This is a genomic window from Microbacterium sp. NPDC090014, assembly GCF_044748285.1.
Taxonomy (GTDB): Bacteria; Actinomycetota; Actinomycetes; order Actinomycetales; family Microbacteriaceae; genus Microbacterium.
In genome coordinates this window covers 589,753-610,306 of record NZ_JBIVFS010000002.1, presented here as the reverse complement: position 1 = coordinate 610,306, position 20,554 = coordinate 589,753, and the positions used below count along the sequence as shown (strand labels likewise).

The 20,554-nt window shown below is 68.1% G+C and carries 23 protein-coding genes; 16 read left to right on the top strand and 7 right to left on the bottom strand.

Going from position 1 to position 20,554, the window contains the following annotated elements:
- The first annotated feature begins 57 nt into the window (after positions 1-57).
- From ACIPV5_RS16380 to ACIPV5_RS16355, 6 genes are all read left to right on the top strand, one after another.
- Positions 58-333 carry a multidrug ABC transporter ATPase gene (locus ACIPV5_RS16380; RefSeq protein ID WP_400341920.1) on the top strand — a complete coding sequence of 92 codons (276 nt, stop codon included), beginning with the start codon at positions 58-60 and terminating at the stop codon, positions 331-333.
- A 10-nt stretch (positions 334-343) separates the two neighbouring features.
- On the top strand, positions 344-2,053 hold the full coding sequence (locus ACIPV5_RS16375; RefSeq protein WP_400341919.1) for a helicase-associated domain-containing protein: 1,710 nt from the start codon (positions 344-346) through the stop codon (positions 2,051-2,053).
- Between the two features lie 11 nt (positions 2,054-2,064).
- A complete protein-coding gene (locus ACIPV5_RS16370; RefSeq protein ID WP_056279908.1) occupies positions 2,065-3,705 on the top strand; it encodes a DNA repair helicase XPB in 1,641 nt (546 codons plus the stop codon).
- Positions 3,706-3,806: 101 nt separating this feature from the next.
- The gene (locus ACIPV5_RS16365) at positions 3,807-4,493 is read left to right on the top strand and encodes a response regulator transcription factor (RefSeq protein WP_053097249.1); all 687 of its coding nucleotides are present in this window, start codon (positions 3,807-3,809) and stop codon (positions 4,491-4,493) included.
- Positions 4,494-4,549: 56 nt separating this feature from the next.
- The gene (locus tag ACIPV5_RS16360) at positions 4,550-6,247 is read left to right on the top strand and encodes a cell wall metabolism sensor histidine kinase WalK (RefSeq protein ID WP_072591604.1); all 1,698 of its coding nucleotides are present in this window, start codon (positions 4,550-4,552) and stop codon (positions 6,245-6,247) included.
- Positions 6,248-6,372: 125 nt separating this feature from the next.
- Positions 6,373-6,660, top strand: a complete 288-nt coding sequence (locus tag ACIPV5_RS16355; RefSeq protein ID WP_056279906.1) for a WXG100 family type VII secretion target — start codon at positions 6,373-6,375, stop codon at positions 6,658-6,660.
- A gap of 75 nt (positions 6,661-6,735) precedes the next feature.
- On the opposite strand, the gene groL is transcribed toward ACIPV5_RS16355, so the two are convergent.
- The 4 genes from groL to ACIPV5_RS16335 all read right to left on the bottom strand — a co-directional run bounded on the left by groL (position 6,736) and on the right by ACIPV5_RS16335 (position 10,385).
- On the bottom strand, positions 6,736-8,355 hold the full coding sequence (gene groL, locus ACIPV5_RS16350; RefSeq protein WP_053097253.1) for a chaperonin GroEL: 1,620 nt from the start codon (positions 8,353-8,355) through the stop codon (positions 6,736-6,738).
- A gap of 122 nt (positions 8,356-8,477) precedes the next feature.
- Positions 8,478-9,056 carry a LytR C-terminal domain-containing protein gene (locus tag ACIPV5_RS16345; RefSeq protein WP_230100374.1) on the bottom strand — a complete coding sequence of 193 codons (579 nt, stop codon included), beginning with the start codon at positions 9,054-9,056 and terminating at the stop codon, positions 8,478-8,480.
- 69 nt (positions 9,057-9,125) lie between these two features.
- Positions 9,126-9,383, bottom strand: coding sequence for a DUF3263 domain-containing protein (locus ACIPV5_RS16340; protein ID WP_053097256.1), 258 nt, complete (start codon positions 9,381-9,383; stop codon positions 9,126-9,128).
- A 9-nt stretch (positions 9,384-9,392) separates the two neighbouring features.
- Positions 9,393-10,385: a DUF2332 family protein gene (locus tag ACIPV5_RS16335; RefSeq protein WP_400341918.1), complete on the bottom strand. Its 993-nt coding sequence runs from the start codon at positions 10,383-10,385 to the stop codon at positions 9,393-9,395.
- Between the two features lie 69 nt (positions 10,386-10,454).
- Between ACIPV5_RS16335 and msrB the strand changes: the two genes are divergently transcribed.
- Both msrB and ACIPV5_RS16325 read left to right on the top strand, forming a co-directional pair.
- The gene (msrB, locus tag ACIPV5_RS16330; RefSeq protein ID WP_285364169.1) at positions 10,455-10,859 is read left to right on the top strand and encodes a peptide-methionine (R)-S-oxide reductase MsrB; all 405 of its coding nucleotides are present in this window, start codon (positions 10,455-10,457) and stop codon (positions 10,857-10,859) included.
- Positions 10,856-11,404 (top strand): nitroreductase family protein, encoded by a 549-nt coding sequence (locus ACIPV5_RS16325; RefSeq protein WP_053097263.1) that lies wholly within the window; start codon positions 10,856-10,858, stop codon positions 11,402-11,404. The genes msrB and ACIPV5_RS16325 overlap by 4 nt, the downstream gene beginning before the upstream one ends.
- Before the next feature lie 5 nt (positions 11,405-11,409).
- On the opposite strand, the gene ACIPV5_RS16320 is transcribed toward ACIPV5_RS16325, so the two are convergent.
- The gene (locus ACIPV5_RS16320; protein WP_056279900.1) at positions 11,410-12,351 is read right to left on the bottom strand and encodes a DMT family transporter; all 942 of its coding nucleotides are present in this window, start codon (positions 12,349-12,351) and stop codon (positions 11,410-11,412) included.
- Between the two features lie 75 nt (positions 12,352-12,426).
- On the opposite strand from ACIPV5_RS16320, the gene ACIPV5_RS16315 reads away from it, so the two are divergent.
- The 6 genes from ACIPV5_RS16315 (at position 12,427) to ACIPV5_RS16290 (ending at position 17,284) form a co-directional block, all read left to right on the top strand.
- A complete protein-coding gene (locus ACIPV5_RS16315; protein ID WP_400341916.1) occupies positions 12,427-13,080 on the top strand; it encodes an SOS response-associated peptidase family protein in 654 nt (217 codons plus the stop codon).
- Positions 13,081-13,084: 4 nt separating this feature from the next.
- Complete coding sequence (locus ACIPV5_RS16310; RefSeq protein WP_400341914.1) at positions 13,085-13,468, top strand: MmcQ/YjbR family DNA-binding protein; 384 nt, start codon at positions 13,085-13,087, stop codon at positions 13,466-13,468.
- 103 nt (positions 13,469-13,571) lie between these two features.
- A complete protein-coding gene (locus tag ACIPV5_RS16305) occupies positions 13,572-14,483 on the top strand; it encodes an ABC transporter ATP-binding protein (protein ID WP_053097271.1) in 912 nt (303 codons plus the stop codon).
- A complete protein-coding gene (locus ACIPV5_RS16300; protein ID WP_053097273.1) occupies positions 14,480-15,289 on the top strand; it encodes an ABC transporter permease in 810 nt (269 codons plus the stop codon). The genes ACIPV5_RS16305 and ACIPV5_RS16300 overlap by 4 nt, the downstream gene beginning before the upstream one ends.
- A gap of 40 nt (positions 15,290-15,329) precedes the next feature.
- Positions 15,330-16,595 (top strand): sensor histidine kinase, encoded by a 1,266-nt coding sequence (locus ACIPV5_RS16295; RefSeq protein WP_400341911.1) that lies wholly within the window; start codon positions 15,330-15,332, stop codon positions 16,593-16,595.
- Entirely contained in the window at positions 16,592-17,284 is a 693-nt protein-coding gene (locus ACIPV5_RS16290; protein ID WP_400341909.1) for a response regulator, read from the top strand. Before ACIPV5_RS16295 ends, ACIPV5_RS16290 begins: the two co-directional genes overlap by 4 nt.
- Positions 17,285-17,310: 26 nt before the next feature.
- Here ACIPV5_RS16290 and ACIPV5_RS16285 read toward each other — a convergent pair whose 3' ends face one another.
- The gene (locus tag ACIPV5_RS16285) at positions 17,311-18,264 is read right to left on the bottom strand and encodes an aldo/keto reductase (protein ID WP_400341907.1); all 954 of its coding nucleotides are present in this window, start codon (positions 18,262-18,264) and stop codon (positions 17,311-17,313) included.
- A 224-nt stretch (positions 18,265-18,488) separates the two neighbouring features.
- A complete protein-coding gene (locus ACIPV5_RS16280) occupies positions 18,489-18,749 on the bottom strand; it encodes a DUF3263 domain-containing protein (protein ID WP_400341905.1) in 261 nt (86 codons plus the stop codon).
- A gap of 81 nt (positions 18,750-18,830) precedes the next feature.
- Between ACIPV5_RS16280 and ACIPV5_RS16275 the strand changes: the two genes are divergently transcribed.
- Both ACIPV5_RS16275 and ACIPV5_RS16270 read left to right on the top strand, forming a co-directional pair.
- Positions 18,831-19,154: a hypothetical protein gene (locus tag ACIPV5_RS16275; protein ID WP_053097283.1), complete on the top strand. Its 324-nt coding sequence runs from the start codon at positions 18,831-18,833 to the stop codon at positions 19,152-19,154.
- A gap of 22 nt (positions 19,155-19,176) precedes the next feature.
- Entirely contained in the window at positions 19,177-20,484 is a 1,308-nt protein-coding gene (locus ACIPV5_RS16270) for a hypothetical protein (RefSeq protein WP_400341903.1), read from the top strand.
- Positions 20,485-20,554 lie beyond the last annotated feature (70 nt).

Genomic DNA, 20,554 nt, shown 5'->3' with positions numbered 1-20,554 from the left:
GAATCCGTAGGTCACGATGCGGAACCGTGCCACCCCGCAACGACTAGGCTGAGACGGATGAGCACCAAGAGTCCCGAACCTGAGGTTCCCGTTCGCCGCATCGATCGCATTCTGGCGTTCACGGCACTCGGACTCGCTGCGGCGTCCATCATCTGCTTCTTCGCGATCATCATCGGCACAGCGGTCGGCATGCAGCAGGAGGACTTCGGTTCAGGCGCATGGCCGTTAATCGCCGCGATCCCCTACTGGGGGCTCCCCGCCGCCTTCGTCATGATCATCGTGCTCCTCGCCATGAGCTTCATCCGCAAGGGGCGCGCGGCATCGCGGCCCTGAGGTATCCGGCATGAGCACGCACGCCCGACCGCTGGCCGAATGGCTGTCCGCGGCGAGCGACGAGCAGCTCAGCACCCTCTTCACGGCACGGCGCGTGCGCCCGGACGTCAACTGGCAGGACTTCTTCGACGCCGCCGAAGCGCTTCTCGATCCCGCGTCGCTCGCTCGGGTCCTCCCCACCCTGACGCGCGACGAGGCCGCAGCCCTTCTCGCGTTCGCAGCGAGTCCCGCGTCGGAACACTCCGCGCAGCGCGAGACCCTCGAAAGCCTCGCGCTGCTGCGCCCGGACGGGGCGCCCTTCCCGCCGGTGGTCACCGCCGTCGCAGATCGTGCGGAGCCGAGCGCGCCCAGCGACACCGTGCCGGAGCCCACGACCGACACCTTGACGGCCCACGCTGCCGAGCGCGCCTTCACCACCGTCTCGGCCCTGGCCGATCTGCTCCTGCTCGCCCGCGAGAAGCCCTTCACCCTGCTGGCCGGCGGCAACGTCAGCGCCGGCGAGAAGCGACAGCTCGGCGAGTCGGGCGTCGTGGCCGAATCGATCGACGCGCTGATCGCCATCGCCGTCGACTCGCGCCTCGTCGCACCGGACGCGCGCAGACTGCGCACGACGCCACAGACCGAGGAATGGCTGCGATCGTCCGTGGCCGATCGGTGGAGCACCCTGGTCGAAGGCTTCCGCGACGCTCTCCCCCGCGGTCTGCGCACCACGGAGGGCGGGTGGATCCCCCCGAGCGACTGGGCCGACGCTCACCCCTGGGACCCTGCCTGGGCAGAGCAGAGCACGGCTCTGCTGGAGCGCGCCCGTCTGCTCGGGCTCATCGCCGACGAGGGCCGTGAGCCCGCATGGGCGGCGGCGATCCGGCGCGGCGCGAGCGTCGACGCCACTCCCCTCACGGCACTCCTCCCGAGCGAGGTCGATCGCATCTTCCTCCAGAACGATCTGAGCGCGATCTCCCCCGGCCCGCTGGCCCCCGGTCTGGACGTGCGGCTGCGCACGATCGCGGCGCGCGAGTCCGCCGCTCAGGCCTCCACCTATCGGTTCACTCCCGAATCGATCGCCCACGCACTCGTCGCCGGCGAGACGGAGCAGTCGATCCTCGAGTTCCTCGAGTCGCTCTCGCTCACCGGCATCCCCCAGCCGCTCCGGTATCTCGTCACCCAGACCGCCCAACGGCACGGCCTGGTGCGGGTGTCGACAGACGCCGAGACCGGGCGAACGCGCATCGAGAGCAGCGACCAGCATCTGATCGAGGCCATGTCCGTCGACCAGGGGCTGCGGCCGCTCGCCCTCACGAAGCACGTCGCCTCGCTCACGACCCGCGTCGGGCGCGACACCGTGTACTGGGCGCTCACGGATGCCCGCTACCCGGCGACGCTCGTCGACGAAGACGGACACGCGGTGGCCGGCGAACGGAACCCGGTCTCCGAGGCGACGCCCGACCCGACGCCGGACTACTCGGGCCTCATCGCCGCGCTGCGCTCGCACCAGGGTCCCGACGCCGACGCGGCCTGGCTCGACCGCGAGCTCGAGGCCGCCGTGCGCGCGAAGGCCGTGCTGCGGGTCAGCGTGGGCATGCCGGACGGATCGACCAGGGAGCTGATCCTCGAGGCGACCGGGCTGGGCGGAGGCCGGCTGCGCGGGCGCGACCGGGCGGCAGACGTCGAGCGCACGCTTCCGGTGTCGAGCATCCGCGCCGCCACCGTGATCGCACAGTAAACTGGACAGCTATGTCTGATGGCCCCCTGATCGTCCAGAGCGATCGCACCGTGCTGCTCGAAGTCGCCCACGCCGATGCCGAGAGCGCCCGCCACGAGCTGGCGATCTTCGCGGAGCTCGAACGCGCGCCGGAGCACATCCACACCTACCGGATCACGCGGCTCGGCCTGTGGAACGCCCGCGCCGCCGGGCACACCGCCGAGGACATGCTCGACACGCTGGACCGCTGGTCCCGGTTCCCCGTGCCCCCGTCGGTGGCCGTCGACCTGCGCGAGACCGTGAACCGCTATGGGCGCCTCGTCATCGAACGCGACGACGAGGGCACCCTGATCCTGCGTTCGACCGACCCCGCCGTGCTCGCACAGGTGGCGAACAACAAGCGCATCCAGCCGCTGCTGATCGGCCACCCGGCGCCCGACACGTTCGTCGTCGATGCCTGGGCGCGCGGTCAGATCAAGCAGGAGCTCCTGAAGATCGGCTGGCCTGCAGAAGACCTCGCCGGTTACACCCCCGGCACCCCGCACGAGATCGAACTGGCAGAGGACGGATGGGCGATCCGCCCCTACCAGCAGGATGCCGTCGACGCCTTCTCGAAGGACGGCTCGGGCGTCGTCGTCCTCCCCTGCGGCGCCGGCAAGACGATCGTCGGCGCCGGCGCGATGGCCGCGACGAAGACCACGACCCTCATCCTCGTCACCAACACGGTCTCGGCTCGGCAGTGGCGCGACGAACTGCTCAAGCGCACGAGCCTCACGCCCGAGGAGATCGGCGAGTACTCGGGGCAGGCCAAAGAGGTCAAGCCGGTGACCATCGCGACCTACCAGATCCTCACGGCCAAGAGGAAGGGCGAGTACGCCCACCTCGCCCTGCTGGATGCTCTCGACTGGGGCCTCATCGTCTACGACGAGGTTCACCTGCTCCCCGCACCGGTGTTTAAGCTGACCGCCGACCTCCAGGCGCGTCGCCGGATCGGCCTCACCGCCACGCTGGTCCGCGAGGACGGACGCGAGGGAGACGTGTTCAGCCTGATCGGGCCCAAGCGGTTCGACGCCCCGTGGAAGCAGATCGAGGCGCAGGGTTTCATCTCCCCCGCCGTCTGCTACGAAGTTCGGGTCGACCTCCCGCCGGACGACCGGCTCGAATACGCCGCCGCCACCGACGACGAGCGCTACCGCCTCGCCGCCTCCGCCCCGGCGAAGATCGACGCCGTGCGCGAGCTCATCGCGAAGCACAAGGACGAGCGGATCCTCGTGATCGGTCAGTACCTCGACCAGCTGGACTCCCTGTCGCAGTCGTTGAACGCGCCGCAGATCACCGGCGCGACGCCCATCGACGAGCGCGAGGAGCTCTACCGCGCGTTCCGCGAGGGCGAGATCTCGCTGCTCGTGGTGTCGAAGGTCGCGAACTTCTCGATCGACCTCCCCGAGGCGTCCGTCGCCATTCAGGTGTCGGGTTCGTTCGGCTCCCGCCAGGAGGAGGCTCAGCGCCTCGGCAGACTCCTGCGCCCCAAGCAGTCGGGCCGCACGGCGAGCTTCTACACGCTCGTCGCACGCGACACGATCGACCAGGACTACGCCCAGAATCGCCAGCGGTTCCTCGCCGAACAGGGATACAGCTACACGATCATGGATGCCGACGCGATCGCGGCCTGACCGTCTTCACTCCCTCGGAACAGCGCCGCTACGCGGAGGGCGAAAGCGCCGCTCCGAAGGATAGTCAGCATCCGCATGGCCGAAGTCACCATAATGGGGACATGACTGATGCGCGCATCCTGGTCGTCGACGACGAACCCAACATCCGCGACCTGCTCTCGACGGGTCTCAGCTTCGCCGGGTTCCAGGTGAAGACCGTCGCCAACGGCGCCGCCACGATCTCGGCGGTGCTCGAGGAGGAGCCGGACCTCATCATCCTCGACGTGATGCTTCCGGACATGAACGGCTTCAGCGTGACCAAGCGTCTTCGCGGCGCCGGGTTCACTGCGCCGATCCTGTTCCTCACGGCGAAGGACGGCACGGACGACAAGATCGAGGGGCTCAACGCCGGCGGCGACGACTACGTCACCAAGCCGTTCAGCCTCGACGAGATCGTCGCCCGCGCTCAGGCCATCCTGCGCCGCACGATGCAGGCCGACGAGGAGTCGATCATCCGGGCCGGCGAGCTGTCGATGGATCAGGACACCCACGACGTGCAGGTGGGCAAGGAGTCGATCGAGCTGAGCCCGACCGAGTTCAAGCTGCTGCGCTATCTGATGCTGAACCCGAATCGCGTGCTGTCGAAGGCCCAGATCCTCGACCACGTGTGGGAGTACGACTTCAACGGCGATGCCGGCATCGTCGAGAGCTACATCTCGTACCTCCGCCGCAAGATCGACCCGCACACCGAGGAGTCGGTGATCCAGACGAAGCGCGGCTTCGGATACATGCTCAAGGTCGGCAAGTAGTCCGGCACACCGCCGCACGCTGACGCCGCACAGCATCCGTCTCCAGGGAGGTCCGCATGGCGCACAAGCCTGACGCGATCACCCGGTGGTGGCGGTCGATCAGCCTGCGCGCCAAGGTGACGGGTGTCACGGTCGCAGTGCTCGCACTGGGTCTTCTCGCTGCGGGCATCGGCACCGTGCCGATCCTGCGCAACTCGCTCATCAGCAACATCGATGCGCAGCTTCCGGCCCTGGTGTCGGCGGATCTCGCGAGCCGCTACTTCGAGGTGACGGTCGAGGACGGCGAGACCGTCTACACCCCCACCGACTCGCCGCGAGACTTCTTCGTCGCGATCTACGACGCCGAGGGCGTGCTGCAGACGACCACCGGGAACTCCGCCAACGGACAGCCGCTCTTCCCCGCGACCTATTCGCCTCTCGACGTGCAGGCGAACGAGGACACGCCGTTCACGATGGAGGGGACCGAAGGGTCGAGCTTCCGCGCCGCTGTCGCGCGGGTGCCCGGAGAGGGCGACGGATCGCTGCGTATCCAGATCGTCGCGATGCCGCTCGAGTACGCGGATCGCATCATCAGCCAGTACTTCGGCATCTACATCACGGTCGCGTTCGTCACGATCTTCCTGGCCGCTCTGCTGACCCGCGGTCTGGTGACGCTGACATTCCGTCGGCTCGGGCAGGTCGAGTCCACCGCCATGTCGATCGCCGCCGGCGATTTCACCCAGCGTCTCACCGATCTCGAGCCCACGACCGAGGTCGGCCGCCTGAACAGCGCGATCAACACGATGCTCGACCGCGTCGACGCGTCGCTCGCGCAGCGAGATCGCACCGTGCAGCACATGCGGCGCTTCATCGGAGATGCCAGCCACGAGCTGCGCACTCCCCTGGTGAGCGTGCGCGGATACGCCGAGCTCTACCGCATGGGCGCGATCAAGGGCGAGGAAGACACCGCACGCGCGATGGAGCGGATCGAGAAGGAGGCGATCCGCATGGGCGTCCTGGTCGAGGACCTCCTCGCTCTTGCGCGCCTCGACGAGGAGCGGGAGCCCGAGATCGAAGCCCTCGATCTTCGACCGATCGCGCGGGACGCCGCTCTCGACCTGCGCGCGGCGGCTCCGGCGCGCACCGTGACCGTGGTCGATCGCACCGTCGAGGCTCCGCTGATCGATGTCACCACGCGCTCCACACCCGTCGTTCCCTCCGCTCCGGAGACGCCAGCACCCCGTGGGCTCTCACGCGGAACGCTCGCGCGCCTGCGCCGTCGCCCCCGGAACTCGGGTGCAGCCGTGCCGGCGATCGACTTCACCGAAGCGGCGGACATCCCCGTGCGCACGCCGCCGATCGTGCTCGGCGAGGAGAACAAGGTCCGCCAGGTCGTCACGAACCTGCTGGGCAATGCGCGACGCTTCTCGGCGGAGGAGAGTCCGATCGAGATCGTGGTCGACGCAGATCGTGTGCGAGGCACGGGGAGCATAGCCATCGTCGATCACGGTGAGGGGATCCCGCCGCAGATCCGCGAGCAGATCTTCGAGCGCTTCTGGCGCGCCGACACCTCGCGCGCTCGCGAGACGGGAGGGTCTGGCCTGGGTCTCGCGATCGTCTCGTCCATCGTGAAGGCGCTGCACGGAAGCGTCGCGGTGTCGGAGACGCCCGGCGGCGGAGCGACGTTCACCGTCACCCTCCCCCTCGCACCTTCACGCGCGACACCTGCGCATCTTCTCGAGGACACCCAGCCGATCGAGCCGCTCGACATCTGACGGCTCCTGCTGCACGGAGAATCCTCCGCGCAGGTTCTCCACAACGGCTGCGGGCGATCGCGCCGCATCGGCATCCGGCAGTCGCCCCTCCCCTACCGTCGGAGAACCGAACGAGAGGAGTTCCCATGTCCGTCATCACCGTCGACACCGAAGCAGTAGGTGCCGCCCAAGGAGCCGCACTGGCCACGATGGAGCGTCTGCAGACCGAGTCTGCGACGCTCATGTCCCAGCTGACGCAGCTGCAGGCATCGTGGGTCGGCACCGCCTCAGCCGCGTTCCAGTCATGCGCTGAAGAGTGGCGAGGAGCCCAGCTGCACGTCGAGCAGGTGCTCGAGTCCATCGGGCACTCGCTGGGCAGTGCGGCGACGCAGTACGCGGATGCCGATCAGTACTCGGCGAGCCTGTTCCGCTGACTCACGGGTTCGACCGCCCGCGAACGCAGAAACGCCCCGACCGAGGTCGGGGCGTTTCTGTTCAGCAGTGATGGATCAGAAGTCCATGCCACCAGACGGGTCACCCATCGGGGCCGGAGCCTTCTCGGGCTTGTCAGCCACGACGACCTCGGTGGTGAGGAAGAGAGCCGCGATCGATGCTGCGTTCTGCAGCGCCGAGCGGGTCACCTTCGCCGGGTCGATGATGCCCGCTGCGAACATGTCGACGTACTCACCGGTAGCCGCGTTGAGGCCCTGACCCGAGGGAAGCTCGGAGACCTTGTTCGCGACCACACCCGGCTCGAGGCCGGCGTTGAGGGCGATCTGCTTCAGCGGAGCCTCGATCGCGACGCGAACGATGTTCGCACCGGTCGCCTCGTCGCCCGAGAGCGAGAGAGCGTCGAGAGCCTTGGTGCCGGACTGGATCAGCGCGACGCCACCACCGGGGACGATGCCCTCCTCGACGGCTGCCTTCGCGTTGCGGACGGCGTCCTCGATGCGGTGCTTGCGCTCCTTGAGCTCGACCTCGGTTGCCGCGCCCGCCTTGATGACGGCGACGCCACCTGCAAGCTTGGCGAGGCGCTCCTGCAGCTTCTCGCGGTCGTAGTCGCTGTCGGTGTTCTCGATCTCGCGACGGATCTGCGTGACGCGACCCTCGATCTGGTCTGCCTCTCCGGCACCCTCGACGATCGTGGTCTCGTCCTTGGTGACGATGACCTTGCGAGCGCGACCCAGCAGGTCGAGCGTGGCGTTCTCGAGCTTCAGGCCGACCTCTTCGGTGATGACCTGACCACCGGTGAGGATCGCGATGTCCTGCAGCTGGGCCTTGCGGCGGTCGCCGAAGCCGGGGGCCTTGACGGCTACCGACTTGAAGATGCCCTTGAGCTTGTTGAGCACGAGAGTCGCGAGAGCCTCGCCCTCGACGTCCTCGGCGATGATGACGAGCTCCTTGCCGTCCTGGATCACCTTGTCGACGATGGGCAGAAGGTCCTTGATGTTCGAGATCTTCTGGTTTGCGATGAGGATGTAGGCGTCTTCGAAGACAGCCTCCTGGCGCTCCGGGTCCGTCACGAAGTACGGGTTCAGGTAGCCCTTGTCGAAGCGCATGCCCTCGGTGAGCTCGAGCTCGGTGCCGAAGGTCTGCGACTCCTCGACGGTGACGACGCCCTCCTTGCCGACCTTGTCGATCGCCTCGGCGATGAGCTCGCCGATGGCGGGGTCAGCAGCCGAGATCGAAGCGGTCGCAGCGATCTGCTCCTTGGAGTCGATCTCCTTCGCGCTGGCGAGGAGCTCCTCGGTGATGGCCGCGACGGCCTTCTCGATGCCGCGCTTCAGCGAGATCGGGTCTGCGCCGGCTGCGACGTTGCGCAGACCCTCGCGGACCAGAGCCTGGGCGAGCACCGTGGCGGTGGTGGTTCCGTCACCGGCGACGTCGTCGGTCTTCTTGGCGACCTCCTTGACGAGCTCCGCACCGATCTTCTCGTACGGGTCGTCGAGCTCGATCTCCTTGGCGATGGAGACGCCGTCGTTCGTGATCGTGGGGGCGCCCCACTTCTTCTCCAGCACGACGTTGCGACCGCGCGGGCCGAGCGTCACCTTGACGGCGTCGGCGAGAATGTTGAGGCCGCGCTCGAGGCCGCGGCGGGCCTCCTCATCGAAAGCGATGATCTTTGCCATGAGTTTTGTCGTCCCTCCTGGACGTAGACGTTGGGTTTAGCACTCAGAGTGAGAGAGTGCTAACGCCATTCTGGCACTCGACCCCATCGAGTGCAAGCTGCGGGGAGGGACCGCGCGGCGCTCTACGGGGCAGGGGTGTCTGCGGGAGTCTCGGGAGCGGTGGTCGCGCGATCGAGTCCGATGACCACCGTGAGCTGCTTCGCGCCGGTGTCGTTCAGATCGGTGTAGAAATCGCTCTGCTCCACCTGTGCTCCGCCGATGAGGTTCGCGAGGCCGATGGCCGCGAGCTCGTCCTCGTCGGCGACGTAGTAGACCGTCGTCGTCGAGAAGTCCTGGCTCGCGCTGTCGGTCGCGAACACGACGTCTGCTGCCCAGCCGTTGTTGATCAGGACGTCGCGCATCTGCTCGTCGAGCCCCTCGTCCGGGGATGCGTTGAGGATCATCACCGAGTAGGTGACGTCGACGACTCCGGTCTCGACGGGTGCAGGACTGGCCGTGGGGACGGCCTCCGGGAAGAGGCTGATGCGCCCCATCACCACCAGCGAGCCGAAGATGCCGCCGATGATGAGCACCAGAGCGGCCACGAAAGACCAGAGGAGCACGACCCAGCCGTTCATCCCCGGGGCTTCGGCGCGATGCGCTCCGACGCGTCCGGATGATCGGGGGACGTCGTCGAATCGATCTCGGCTGGGCTTTGACACCCCTCGATGCTAACGGCACCGACCTCTGTATCCGCATCGAGCGCCGTCGGCGCGTGGCGGACGCGCGAGTCAGCCGACGAAACCGGGCGTGCGAGCGGCTCTCTGGAATGATCTCGAGTCGCGGATGCGCCGCAGCCGACGCACCAGCATCGGGTCGTACTCGAGGGCGGCCTCCGACTCGATCAGACGCCCGAGGAGCTGGTAGTAGCGCGCGGCGCTCATACCCAGCTGGGCGCGGATGGTCTCCTCCTTCGCGCCGCCGTGCCGCGGCCACGCGGTCTCCAGCGCGAGGATCGCACGATCGCGCTCGCTCAGCTCTCCCAGCATGAGATCAGATTAGGTCGCCGCCCCGCCGATTCCGGCACGCCACTCCCACCATCGCCCGAGTGGGTCGGCGGCTGCGCGCACCTGCCCGTCGAGCGCCACGACGAAACCGGGCCACTCCGCGGCGACGACGGGCGGATCCCAGGCGTCGAGGAGCGCGGGAGGGTCGATGGTCAGCCAGCGCGCGCCGAGTCCGCGGATGCGGTCGACGAGGGCTTCACGGGCCTCCCGGGGAATGTGCACCAGCACGCCGGGAGTCGTGACGACGAGGGCGGCGTCGCGGGGCGCCTCGGCGGCGAGCTCGTCGATCTGCTCGAGCGCGTCGCCTGCGACGAGGTGGGGAGGGGCGGATGCCGCGATGTCGAGCGCCGCCGACACCCGTTGCTCGCGCCCCTCCTCCCCCGGCCACACCAGACCCAGCAGCCAGCGCCGGTCACGCTCGTCTCGCGCGTCGAGCGGCGCGAGGTCGATGCCGGCTCGCCACACCACATCGGGCATCCGCATCGGCGGGAGGGCTCCGTCGACACGGCTTTCGAGGATCACGGTGGAGGGGCCGTCCGCGGGGTCGAGCGACGCGCGCAGCCGCCCGTCGGCGCCCACGAAGCGATACGAGTACCTGTCCGGATAGAGGCACAGTCCTGCGGAGGCTCCGACCTCGAGCAGCGCGATCGGGCCGTCGATCTCCGACAGCGCGGGCAGAAGCGGCGCGAGACGCAGAGGTTCGTTCGTCTGCAGACGCCGGTCGGTGCACTCGGCCACGATCTCATCGGCGCGCGCGATCACGAACGACCGCCAGGCGCCGTAGCCGACGAGGCCGGCGCCCAGCATCCGTGTCACCGCGAACACGAGCGGGGGCTGCCGTCTGTTCTCCGGAATCCGCGCGAGCACGCCCTGGACCTCGGAGTCGGCGGCGACACCGTCGGCCCACTCGACATACAGGTCGCTGCGCCCCGGCGCCTCCTGCTCGGCGAAACGCGCGTAGTGCTGCTGCACGGCATCCGTCATGGATCCATTGTCTCGTGGCGCCGAGCGCCTCTGAACGCGAGAGAATGGATCAGACCCCCAGGAGGACCGATGTCGTACAGCGTGGACAAGACCGAAGAAGAGTGGCGCGAGGAGCTCGGCGAGGAGCAGTACGCCGTGCTGCGCGAAGCCGCCACCGAGCGCGCCTGGACGGGCGAGCTTCTCGACGAGGGCCGAGCGGGCCTCTACACCTGCGGCGCCTGCGGTGCCGAGCTGTTCAAGAGCGGCACGAAGTTCGACTCCGGATGCGGCTGGCCGAGCTTCTACGAGTCGATCCGCCCTGACGCGGTGCAGCTCATCGAGGACACGACGCTCGGCATGGTGCGCACCGAGGTGCGCTGCGCGAGCTGCGGCTCTCACCTGGGTCACGTCTTCCCCGACGGATTCGGCACGCCCACCGGCGACCGCTACTGCATGAACTCGATCGCCCTGAACTTCACACCCGAAGAGTCGTGAACGCCCTCGAGGCGGTCCGCGCACGGCAGTCCTGGTCGAAGGTCACCGACGACGCGCCGTCGCGCGATGAGCTGCTGACACTCGTCGCCGCAGCGGGTCGTGTGGCCGATCATTCGTCGCTGCGCCCGTGGCGTCTCATCGAGCTCCGCGGGTCCGACCGCGAGGTGCTCGGCGCGGCGATCGCGAAGGCGGAGGGTGACAAGTCCCCGTCGACCAAGCCTCTTCGCGCTCCGCTGCTGATCGCCGTGGTCGCCAGCTATCGCAAGAGCGACAAGGTTCCCCGGTGGGAGCAGGAGGCGGTCGCGTCAGGCGTCGCCCACATGCTCAGCCTGCTGCTCGACGAGGCCGGCTGGGGCGTGCTGTGGCGCACCGGTCGGTACACGCGCTCGAAGGCCATCGCGAAGGCTCACGGCATCGGCAAGAACGAAGAGCTGCTCGGCTGGCTGTATGTCGGCGGCAAGCCGCAGGGCAAGAAGCCGGGCCGCCGCAAGCCGGTCGACGCCCGGGCACTCGTGACGCGGATGCCGCAGCCGAAGAAGAAGTAGCGCGCTCAGCTGCGTCGACGCCGCGGGAGTGCGACGACCACGGATGCCACGGCGACGATCACCATGCCGACGATCTGCCAGAGCGCCGGCCCCGCGGCCGCGGGCCAGATGAGGTCGATGATCACCGACGTGGCGAGCTGACCGAGCACCGAGCCGAGGCCCATCAGCAGCACGCCGGTATGCGCGACGATGAAGGCGCCGAGCAGGATGTACGCCGCGCCGAGGAATCCTCCGAGGTACAGCCACGGCTCGGTCGGCAGCGCATCGGGCACCCCTCGCACGGCGATGCTGATGCCCGCTGCGGCCAGCAGCGCGACGGTGCCGGCGATGAAGCTCATGAAGGTGGCCGCGAGGGGCGACCTCACGCGCTGAGCCAGCCTGCCGTTGGTCGCTGCCTGCCAGGCGATGCCGACACCCGCGGCGAACGGCAGCAGCAGCATCCAGAGCGGTGCTGTGGCCAGCACGTCCCCGCTCAGGGAGATGCCCACTGCGGCGAGCGCGAACGCGCCGCCCAGCACGCGTCCCGGCGTGATCGCGACGACTCCCGCCGGGCCGAACCCGATCCGGTCGAGGACGAGGCCGTGCAGCGTCTGTCCCGCCACCACGCCGACCGTGAACAGCGAGACGCCGAGCACGCCGGCGGTGATCCCCTGGGTCGATACGGTGAGTGCGCCGCAGGCGCCGCCGAGCAGCATCCAGAACGGGATGGTCCGATCGCGGATGCCGCCGCGCAGTCGTCCGACGCCTCGACGAGCCGAGGGAAGGCAGACGATCACGATCGCCAGGGCTGCGAGTCCCACGGAGAACGAGATGAGACCGGCCGCGATGCCGTTGTCGATCTCGACGCCCAGCACCCCGTTGATCCGGGCCTGGACAGCCGTCATGACGCCGATCGCGACTGCTCCGCCGAGCGCGAGGGGCGGGGAGAGACGACGAACCTGGGTCACCTGTCGACCCTAGCCGAGCGAGGATCCTCCTCCCGCAGCGTGCACGATGTCCGTAGCCGGGCGTACCCTGACGGCATGTGCGCGAGCTACGGACTTGACCCCCGGTTCACCGACACCGAACTCCTCGCAGCGGCCGACGAGGCCGTGCTCGACGGGCTCCGGGAGTGGGCTGAGCAGAATGCCCGCGAGACCGTTCGCCCCACCGGCAAGAACCTCCGCAATCTCAATCCGATCGTGGTCCAGCCCGACACCGCTCCGACGCTCGAGCCGGCGTGGTGGGGATTCCTCATCAACGGGGAGCCGTCGAAGTTCCCGTCGATCAACACCCGCTCCGAGCGGCTGCAGGAGCGCCCCGGCGGATTGAAGAGTCGCGCGCTCGTCCCTGCGACCAGCTGGTACGAGATGAAGAAGCCCGAGCGCGTGTGGCACGAGTTCCTCGTCGACGAGGGGGCCCTCTTCGGGATGGCCGCGGTCACCCAGAGAGGTCGCACCGCCGACGGCGAGTCCTTCACCTGCTACTCGATCGTGATGCGCCCGGCTCCTCCGCACCTCGCGGACGTGCACGACCGGATGCCGCTGCTGATCCCCGCGTCCCTGAGTGAGGAGTGGCTCACCGCCGAGCCCGCGAAGGACATCATCGACGAGGCGCTGCTCGCCGCTGCGACGCTCGACGAGCGCGTGCACGCCGCGCCGCGCGCGAGCGACAAGGGCGCGGATCGGCTGTTCTGAGCTCATGGATTCGACGGATCTCGTCGCCACCGCGGCGGAGCGTGCAGAGGAGCTGTCGGGCGCGGCGCGGGAGAACCCGTTCGGTCCCGAGTGGGACGTGTACAAGGTGCGCGGACGCGTGTTCCTGCTGATCCCTCTCGACCAGACCGGGAGGGTCACGCTCAAGTCGCACCCCGACGACTCGGTCGCATTGCGCGAGACCTTCGCCGACATCGTCCCGGGGTACCACATGAACAAGAAGCACTGGATCACCCTGATGCCGGGGCCGTCACTCGACGAGGAACTCGTGTCCGAGCTGGTCACGGAGTCGTACCGTCTGGTGGTCGAGAAGCTCCCACGCGCCCAGCGGCCCGTGGATCCCGACCTGTTCGGGCGCCCCTCGTCCTGACGATTCCGCACCGGCCATCCACCGTGAGGATGACCCGCTGCCTCCGGGGAACGGTACCCAGGGAGGACGCGCGGGCTGCGGCGCCGTCGATAGCGTCGTAGACATGATCACAGCAGAAGGCCTCACGAAGAGATTCGGAGACAAGACAGCCGTCCAGGACGTGTCGTTCACGGTCAAGCCGGGCACGGTCACCGGGTTCCTCGGTCCGAACGGCGCGGGAAAATCCACCACGATGCGCATGATCGTCGGCCTCGACCGGCCGACGTCCGGCATCGCGACCGTCGCCGGCCGGGAGTACCGGAAGCTTCGCGCCCCGCTCACAGAGGTGGGGGTGCTTCTCGACGCGAAGGCGGTGCACACCGGCCGCACCGCTCGCAATCATCTGCGTGCGATGGCGGCGACCCATGGCATCCCCGCGTCGCGCGTCGACGAGGTCATCGACCTGGCGGGCATCGCGCCCGTCGCCCGCAAGCGCGCCGGGAAGTTCTCGCTCGGCATGGGGCAGCGGCTCGGAATCGCCTCGGCCCTGCTCGGGGATCCGCACACGCTGATCCTCGATGAGCCTGTCAACGGCCTCGACCCCGAGGGGGTGCGATGGGTGCGACAGTTCGTGCGCCATGCGGCGTCCGAGGGGCGTACGGTCCTTCTGTCCAGCCACCTGATGAGCGAGATGGCGCAGACCGCCGATCACGTGATCGTGATGGGCCGAGGCAGAGTGCTCGCCGACGCTCCGCTCGAAGAGCTCGTCCGCGCCTGGACGACGAACACCGTGCGCGTCCGCACGCCCCGCGCTGCGGATCTGGCCACAGCGGTCGGCGGCCCGTCGGTCGAGATCGTGAGCTCGGCTCCCGATCTTCTCGACATCGTCGGCCTGCCGGCCTCCCGCATCGGCGACCTCGCCGCTCGCCACGGCATCCCCCTGCACGAGCTCACCCCGACCACCGGGTCGCTCGAAGACGCCTATCTGGCGCTCACCGGCGACTCGGTCGAGTACCGCACGAAGGAGATCTCATGACCGTCCAGGCTCCTGCCCGCACGCGCCAGCACGTCGACACCGGACACCGCCTCACGTTCGTCCGCGCGATCCGCGGCGAGTGGATCAAGCTCTCCACGCTTCGCTCCACCTGGTGGTCCATCGGCATCGCCGCAGTGCTCACCGTCGGCATCGCGGTGCTCATCGCTCAGGCGATCGACCTGCCGGGCTTCGACCCCATTCAGGCCGTGGTCATGCCGATCCAGTTCACGATGCTGCTCGCGGGCATCCTCGGTGCGATCTCAGTGACGGGTGAGTACTCGACCGGAATGATCCGCTCGACGCTGGCAGCCAACCCGAAGCGCGGCTCCGTGCTCGCCGCCAAGGCCGTCGTGATCGCGGTCTTCCTGTTCGTGTCGTCTCTGGTGATCTTCTCAGCCGCAGCTGTCGCCGTCTCCGCGGTCGTCGCGTCGCGCGATCAGAGCATCGACTGGTCCGATCCGGCGGCATCGCTCCTTCCGATCGTCGTGTCGTCGCTTGCCATGTCCGTCTTCGCTCTCATCGGCGTCGCATTCGGCTTCATCCTGCGCTCGGGCGCCGGAGCCATCGCCGCGACCGTCGGCCTGCTGTTCGTCCTGCCGATCGTCGCGAGCTTCTTCACGATCGCCGGCGACGCGTGGACGTGGCTCCTCGAGACCGCGAACTACCTGCCGGTCGCCGCCGCTCAGAGTGCGATCCTTCCCGAGGGAGCCGCCCTCGAGGGCCCGGTCGCGTATCTCACGCTGGCCGGCTGGGTGGCTGCGGGCATGCTCGCCGCGTGGGGCGTGCTCCGCACCCGCGACGCGTGACCGAGAGCCGACCGATGACCGATCCGCGTAGAGTCGGCCGGTGACCACCCCGATCAGCCGCAGCACCTCAGTCCGCGAGGACGAGGGGCTGCGGCTGCCGCGTCCCCCCGGCGTCCTGCGCCGTTTCTGGGCGCGGCATCCGGTGGTCGCCGACGTCGTCATCACGATCCTGTGCCTGCTCCTCTCGCTCGTTCCCGCTGGTGCGATCACCCGCGATCTTCCGATGCCCCTCGCCATCGGCGTGGCGATCCTGGTCCCCGCCGCCGTGGTCGGCACGTGCGCGACTCTGCTCTGGCGGCGCAGGCACCCGCTGGTGCCGTTCGTGGCATCTTTCGCACTCGAAGCCCTGTTCCTCTTCGCGCTTCAGCCGATCGGCGCTCCTGTCCTGCTGGTCAGCTGCTACTCGCTCGCCGTGTACCGCTCGTCGCGGGCGGCGTGGACCGGCTTCGGCATCGCGATCGCATCGCTCGCGGCGCTCGCCGGTGCGCTCACCCTCACCGGCGTCATCACTCTGCAGATCGCCGCGAACGCCGTCGTGATGTCGCTGGTCCTCGGACTCATCGGCACTTTGATCGGTGTGAATGTCGGAGGACGCAAACGCTACCTGGCTGCGGTGATCGACCGCTCCCGCCAGCTGCTCGTGGAACGCGATCAGCAGGCCCAGCTGGCCGCAGCAGGCGAACGCGCCCGCATCGCCCGCGAGATGCACGACATCGTCTCGCACTCGCTCACGGTGATCGTCGCCCTGTCCGAGGGCGCAGCCGCGACACCGGATCCCGTGCAGGCGCGAACGGCGGCGTCCTCCGCCGCCGAGACGGCTCGCAGCGCGCTCACCGAGATGCGCGCGATGCTCGGAGTCCTCCGCGCCGATGATTCGCCACTCCCCCTGGCACCTCTCGAGCCGACGCCACCGCAGGAGACGGTCGCAGTGGCGCAGCGCGCCGGTTTTCCGGTGACGCTCTCGGTCACAGGCACCGCCTCGATCTCCACCGCTCTGTCGCATGCGCTCGGCCGCATCGTGCAGGAAGGCGTCACGAACGCCATGAGGCACGCGCCGATGGCGACGTCGATCGAGGTCAGGCTGATCTACGCCTCGGATTCGGTGATCGTCGAGATCCTCAACGACGGCGTCTCCGGCCCTGTCGCCACGACCGGGTTCGGCCTGCGCGGGCTCGTGGAACGTGCCGCGCATTCGGGCGGCACCATCACCTCTGAACCCGTCGAACGCGGTCGGTGGATGCTGCGCGCCGAGCTGCCTGTGTCGCCCGCCGATCCTGCTGACCTCGAACCGAAGGATGCACCATGACCGAGCCGATCAGGCTACTCCTCGTCGACGATCAGGCTCTCATCCGCGTCGGCTTCCGGATGGTGCTCGACGCCGAGGCCGACATGGTCGTGGTCGGCGAGGCCGCGGACGGGCATGACGCGATCGTCCAGGCGTCCGGACTCCGTCCCGACCTCGTGCTGATGGATATCCGGATGCCGGGGCTCGACGGGATCGCGGCGACCGAGGCCATCGTCCGCGAGCATCCCGACACCCGTGTTCTGGTGCTCACGACGTTCGATCTCGACGAGTACGCCTTCGGGGCGATCCGCGCCGGCGCGAGCGGATTCCTGCTGAAGGACGCGCAGAGGCACGAGATGATCTCGGCGATCCGAGCCATCCACCGCGGTGACGCGGCCCTCTCACCGCGGGTCACGCGGATGCTGCTGGAGCATGTGACCCCGACGCTCGGCGCGACACCTGCAGCGTCCGCCACTGTGACCGAGGACCTGACGGCAGACCTCACCGACCGCGAGCGCGACGTCTTCGTCGAGATCGCGCGCGGCCTCACGAACGCGGAGATCGCTCAGGCGCTGTTCGTCAGCGAATCCACTGTGAAGACGCATGTCGGCAGGATCCTGTCGAAGCTGGGATCCCGCGACCGCATCCACCTGGTGATCCTGGCTCACAGGATGGGTCTGGTCGACGGCGGCCTGTCCTCGGGCTCCTAGCAGGGGCGGAGGACAGGCCGACAGCCTCAGGCCTTCGCCGGTGTCCACTCGGAGACGCGGTTCAGCGTCTCGATCTCGTCCCCGCGCAATTCCAATCGCGCTCCGGCGAGAAGGTCAGGAACCTGCTCGACCGTTCGAGCACTCGCGATCGGGGCGGCGACCGTCGGCTGAGCACGCAGCCACGCCAACGAGGTCGCCGCGATCGAGGCGCCGTGGGCGTCGCCGATCTCCTCGAGAGCGTCGATGATGCGCAGACCCGCCGGCGTCGCGTATTTGGCCGCACCGGAGGCGCGCGGCGAGGTCTGACCCTCGACGGCCGTCGAACGGTACTTGCCGGTGAGGAATCCGCTCGCGAGCGAGTAGTAGGGCACCAGGCTCAGACCGAACTCCTGCGCCACCGGGATGATCGTCTCCTCGACGTCGTTGCGGTGAACGAGGTTGTAGTGGGGCTGCACGGCGACGGGCGACGCCGATCCCGTGCGACGGGCGATCTCCACCCACTCACGGATGCGCTGCGCCGTGTAGTTCGACACCGCGACGTTGCGTACGAGGCCGTCTGAGACGAGCTCGCCGAATGCGGTGACCGTCTCCTCCAGCGGCACGGTCTCATCGTCGAAGTGCGCGTAGTAGAGATCGATGGCGTCGACGCCCAGTCGGGCGAGCGATGCCTCGGCGGCCCTGCGCACGTTCGACGCCGACAGCCCGGAGAACTCCGGGTGCTGGCTCACCTTGGTCGCCACGATGACGCCTTCGGGCTTGCGTGACGCGAGCCACTCACCGATGATCGTCTCGCTCTCGCCGCCCGAGTTGCCCGGCACCCACGAGCTGTACCCGTCTGCGGTGTCGATGAAATCGCCACCACCCGCCACGAAGGCGTCGAGCACGGCGAAGGAGGCATCACGGTCGGCCGTCCAGCCGAACACGTTGCCTCCGAGCGAGAGCGGGAAGACGTCTAGGTCACTGTTTCCGATACGAGTCATACCGGGGAGAACGTGTGCTCTGCTCGCACTATTTCCCGTGTGACGATCTGTGTCGTCGAGGGAGGCGCGGATGCGATCCGCTGGACGGTGCCGACTACAGGACTCGAACCTGCAACCCCCGTTTGAAGGATGCGCTGTCCATGCTTGTACTTTCCTGGACTCTCCGCGCGAATCCATGCGGTCGGTACAACCATGTACAGGTTGGTACGCCTTGAAAACCACGACTAAACCATGGATACGGCGAGCGGAAGCGAGGCTTCACGCTGCGGTCCTACGCGCCCGCTCCGCAGCGCGAGCCGCCATCTGAAGACGCGCCGGGCGGTGATCGCGTCCGCGGCGATCCCCTCAGCCGAGCTGGCGGCACGCTTGAGCAGCACGAAGTATCTGATCGGGGTGATGCCGAGCTCGCGGCGGATGCGCTCGGCTCGGGTCGGCGTGTGGTGCGGGTTGGCGGCTTCGAAAGCGAGGATGTCAGCAGGCGTCACGGTTCCGATCATCCCTCCAACCACCGACGTCGGCACGGCGACGTAGACTCATCATCTCGGCCGGAGGAAGGACACCCGGCCATGCCTCGAAGGCTCTCCCCCGACGTGATGCTCAGCATCGAACTCGACGCCATCTGCTCACCCAACAGGTACACCAGCGACCCGGGCCCTGTGATCGCCGAGCTCTACGCGACTGCCGGCGACCGGCTCGATATCCTCACCGAGTCCGTCGGCCTCTGGGTCGGGTTCTTCGAAGAGGCCCACATCATCACCCTGTGCACCGCACTGCGCGAGCTGCCCGGACTCGAGCCGTGGATCGCGATCGGCGCGAACCGCCGCGCGCAGCCCGACCACCGGACGCCGACCGCGCACGCAGGTGCGTCGTGGCCAGAACGCGGCAGGTGACCCGTTCGCTACAGTTGGCCTAATGAGGGGATACGCGGAACGCTTCGACTTCGGCAAGCAGACCATCAGGGGCTGGGTGTACGACGAAGAGGCGGAAGACAACCGGGATGTGCGCGTGGTCGCGACCTTCGACGGCGAGATCGTCGGGGAAACGAGACCGAGCGCAACTCGTAACGACCTGCAGAAGATCACGACCCAAGATGCTTGGTTCTCCCTCGAGTGCTCCCGAGCCTTCACCGCTCTCGATGTCGTATCCGGACGGTTCCAGGTCAAGGCTCTGAGTGATGGTCGAGAAGCAGCTCTGAGCCTCGGAGCCGACGGTCTAGCCACTCTGAAGAAGACCGCCGTCGAAGAACTGAATGGTGAGTCGTCGTCGTCGACGACCCTCTGGTCTTCGGAAGAGCGGAACGCGGTGAAGCACCAGGTCGAGGCGGGCAACCTGTCCCCCATGCTCATGCCGGCCGGGTTGCCGTCGATGGATGGGTCAGCGGTCATCGGTCTGCGCGGGCATCTCTTCCTCACCGAGGGCAACAACTCCCTGCTGTCGCTGTACGCCGAGCCTGTCGACGATGCACTCATGTCGCGAGTTGACCGGTGGATGGATGTGCTCGCCCAGCGAGGAGAAGGCTGCGAGGCACGTGGGACGCGCTTCGTGCAGACCATCATCCCGGAGAAGCTGACCGTCCTGCGCGACGATGCCCCTGTCGACATTGAGGGTCCGAGCCCCGTGCTCCAAGAGATCGAGAGCAGGCTGCGCGACGCCGACTTCTACGTCAGCGGCGTCTCCCCCTTCGAGCAGTGGAGCGACGTCGACGATCCATTCCTGATGGCGGACACGCACTTCTCAGCCGTCGGCGCTCAGCGAATGTTCTCCGCCCTCGCCGCGCAAATCGACCCCCAGCTCGTGCCCATCGTCGACGCCGTTCGCATGTACCAGTTCCGGTATGCAGTCGGTGACCTCACCGGCCGTTTCAGGTTGCCTCTCTACTCACGGATCGTCGAACCGAGCGACGATGAACTTGCCGCCTACGCGGACGGCATCACGATGATCGAGAACCACTTCCCTGCCGATGGCGGAATGAGGGGCCGGCGTTTCAGGTGGACCAACAGCACCGCGCCGAGCCCGCTCAAGGTGCTCATCTTCGGCAACTCCTTCTTCGGAACCGGTGACTTCGCCGGATACCTCTCCTGGTGGGGAAAGCACCTCTTCAGCGAATTCCACTTCCACTGGGGGCCCGACTTCGACTGGGATCTAGTCGATCAGTTGAAGCCTGACGTAGTCGTGGGGCAGACGGTCGAGAGATTCCTCAACAGAGTCGCCGCGATCTAACGCACCACAACGACGAAAGACCCCCACCCGGCCCGAAGGCTAGGTGGGGGTCTTCTGTGTCCGTGCAGGG

Coding starts and splice junctions, on each gene's coding strand:
- ACIPV5_RS16355 (WP_056279906.1), top strand. CDS start 6,373: ATGTCCGTCATCACCGTCGACACCGAAGCAGTAGGTGCCGCCCAAGGA.
- groL (WP_053097253.1), bottom strand. CDS start 8,355: ATGGCAAAGATCATCGCTTTCGATGAGGAGGCCCGCCGCGGCCTCGAG.
- ACIPV5_RS16340 (WP_053097256.1), bottom strand. CDS start 9,383: ATGCTGGGAGAGCTGAGCGAGCGCGATCGTGCGATCCTCGCGCTGGAG.
- ACIPV5_RS16300 (WP_053097273.1), top strand. CDS start 14,480: ATGACCGTCCAGGCTCCTGCCCGCACGCGCCAGCACGTCGACACCGGA.
- ACIPV5_RS16305 (WP_053097271.1), top strand. CDS start 13,572: ATGATCACAGCAGAAGGCCTCACGAAGAGATTCGGAGACAAGACAGCC.
- ACIPV5_RS16365 (WP_053097249.1), top strand. CDS start 3,807: ATGACTGATGCGCGCATCCTGGTCGTCGACGACGAACCCAACATCCGC.
- ACIPV5_RS16275 (WP_053097283.1), top strand. CDS start 18,831: ATGCCTCGAAGGCTCTCCCCCGACGTGATGCTCAGCATCGAACTCGAC.
- ACIPV5_RS16370 (WP_056279908.1), top strand. CDS start 2,065: ATGTCTGATGGCCCCCTGATCGTCCAGAGCGATCGCACCGTGCTGCTC.
- ACIPV5_RS16285 (WP_400341907.1), bottom strand. CDS start 18,264: ATGACTCGTATCGGAAACAGTGACCTAGACGTCTTCCCGCTCTCGCTC.
- ACIPV5_RS16315 (WP_400341916.1), top strand. CDS start 12,427: ATGTGCGCGAGCTACGGACTTGACCCCCGGTTCACCGACACCGAACTC.
- ACIPV5_RS16335 (WP_400341918.1), bottom strand. CDS start 10,385: ATGACGGATGCCGTGCAGCAGCACTACGCGCGTTTCGCCGAGCAGGAG.
- ACIPV5_RS16380 (WP_400341920.1), top strand. CDS start 58: ATGAGCACCAAGAGTCCCGAACCTGAGGTTCCCGTTCGCCGCATCGAT.
- ACIPV5_RS16375 (WP_400341919.1), top strand. CDS start 344: ATGAGCACGCACGCCCGACCGCTGGCCGAATGGCTGTCCGCGGCGAGC.
- ACIPV5_RS16360 (WP_072591604.1), top strand. CDS start 4,550: ATGGCGCACAAGCCTGACGCGATCACCCGGTGGTGGCGGTCGATCAGC.
- ACIPV5_RS16290 (WP_400341909.1), top strand. CDS start 16,592: ATGACCGAGCCGATCAGGCTACTCCTCGTCGACGATCAGGCTCTCATC.
- ACIPV5_RS16310 (WP_400341914.1), top strand. CDS start 13,085: ATGGATTCGACGGATCTCGTCGCCACCGCGGCGGAGCGTGCAGAGGAG.
- ACIPV5_RS16270 (WP_400341903.1), top strand. CDS start 19,177: ATGAGGGGATACGCGGAACGCTTCGACTTCGGCAAGCAGACCATCAGG.
- msrB (WP_285364169.1), top strand. CDS start 10,455: ATGTCGTACAGCGTGGACAAGACCGAAGAAGAGTGGCGCGAGGAGCTC.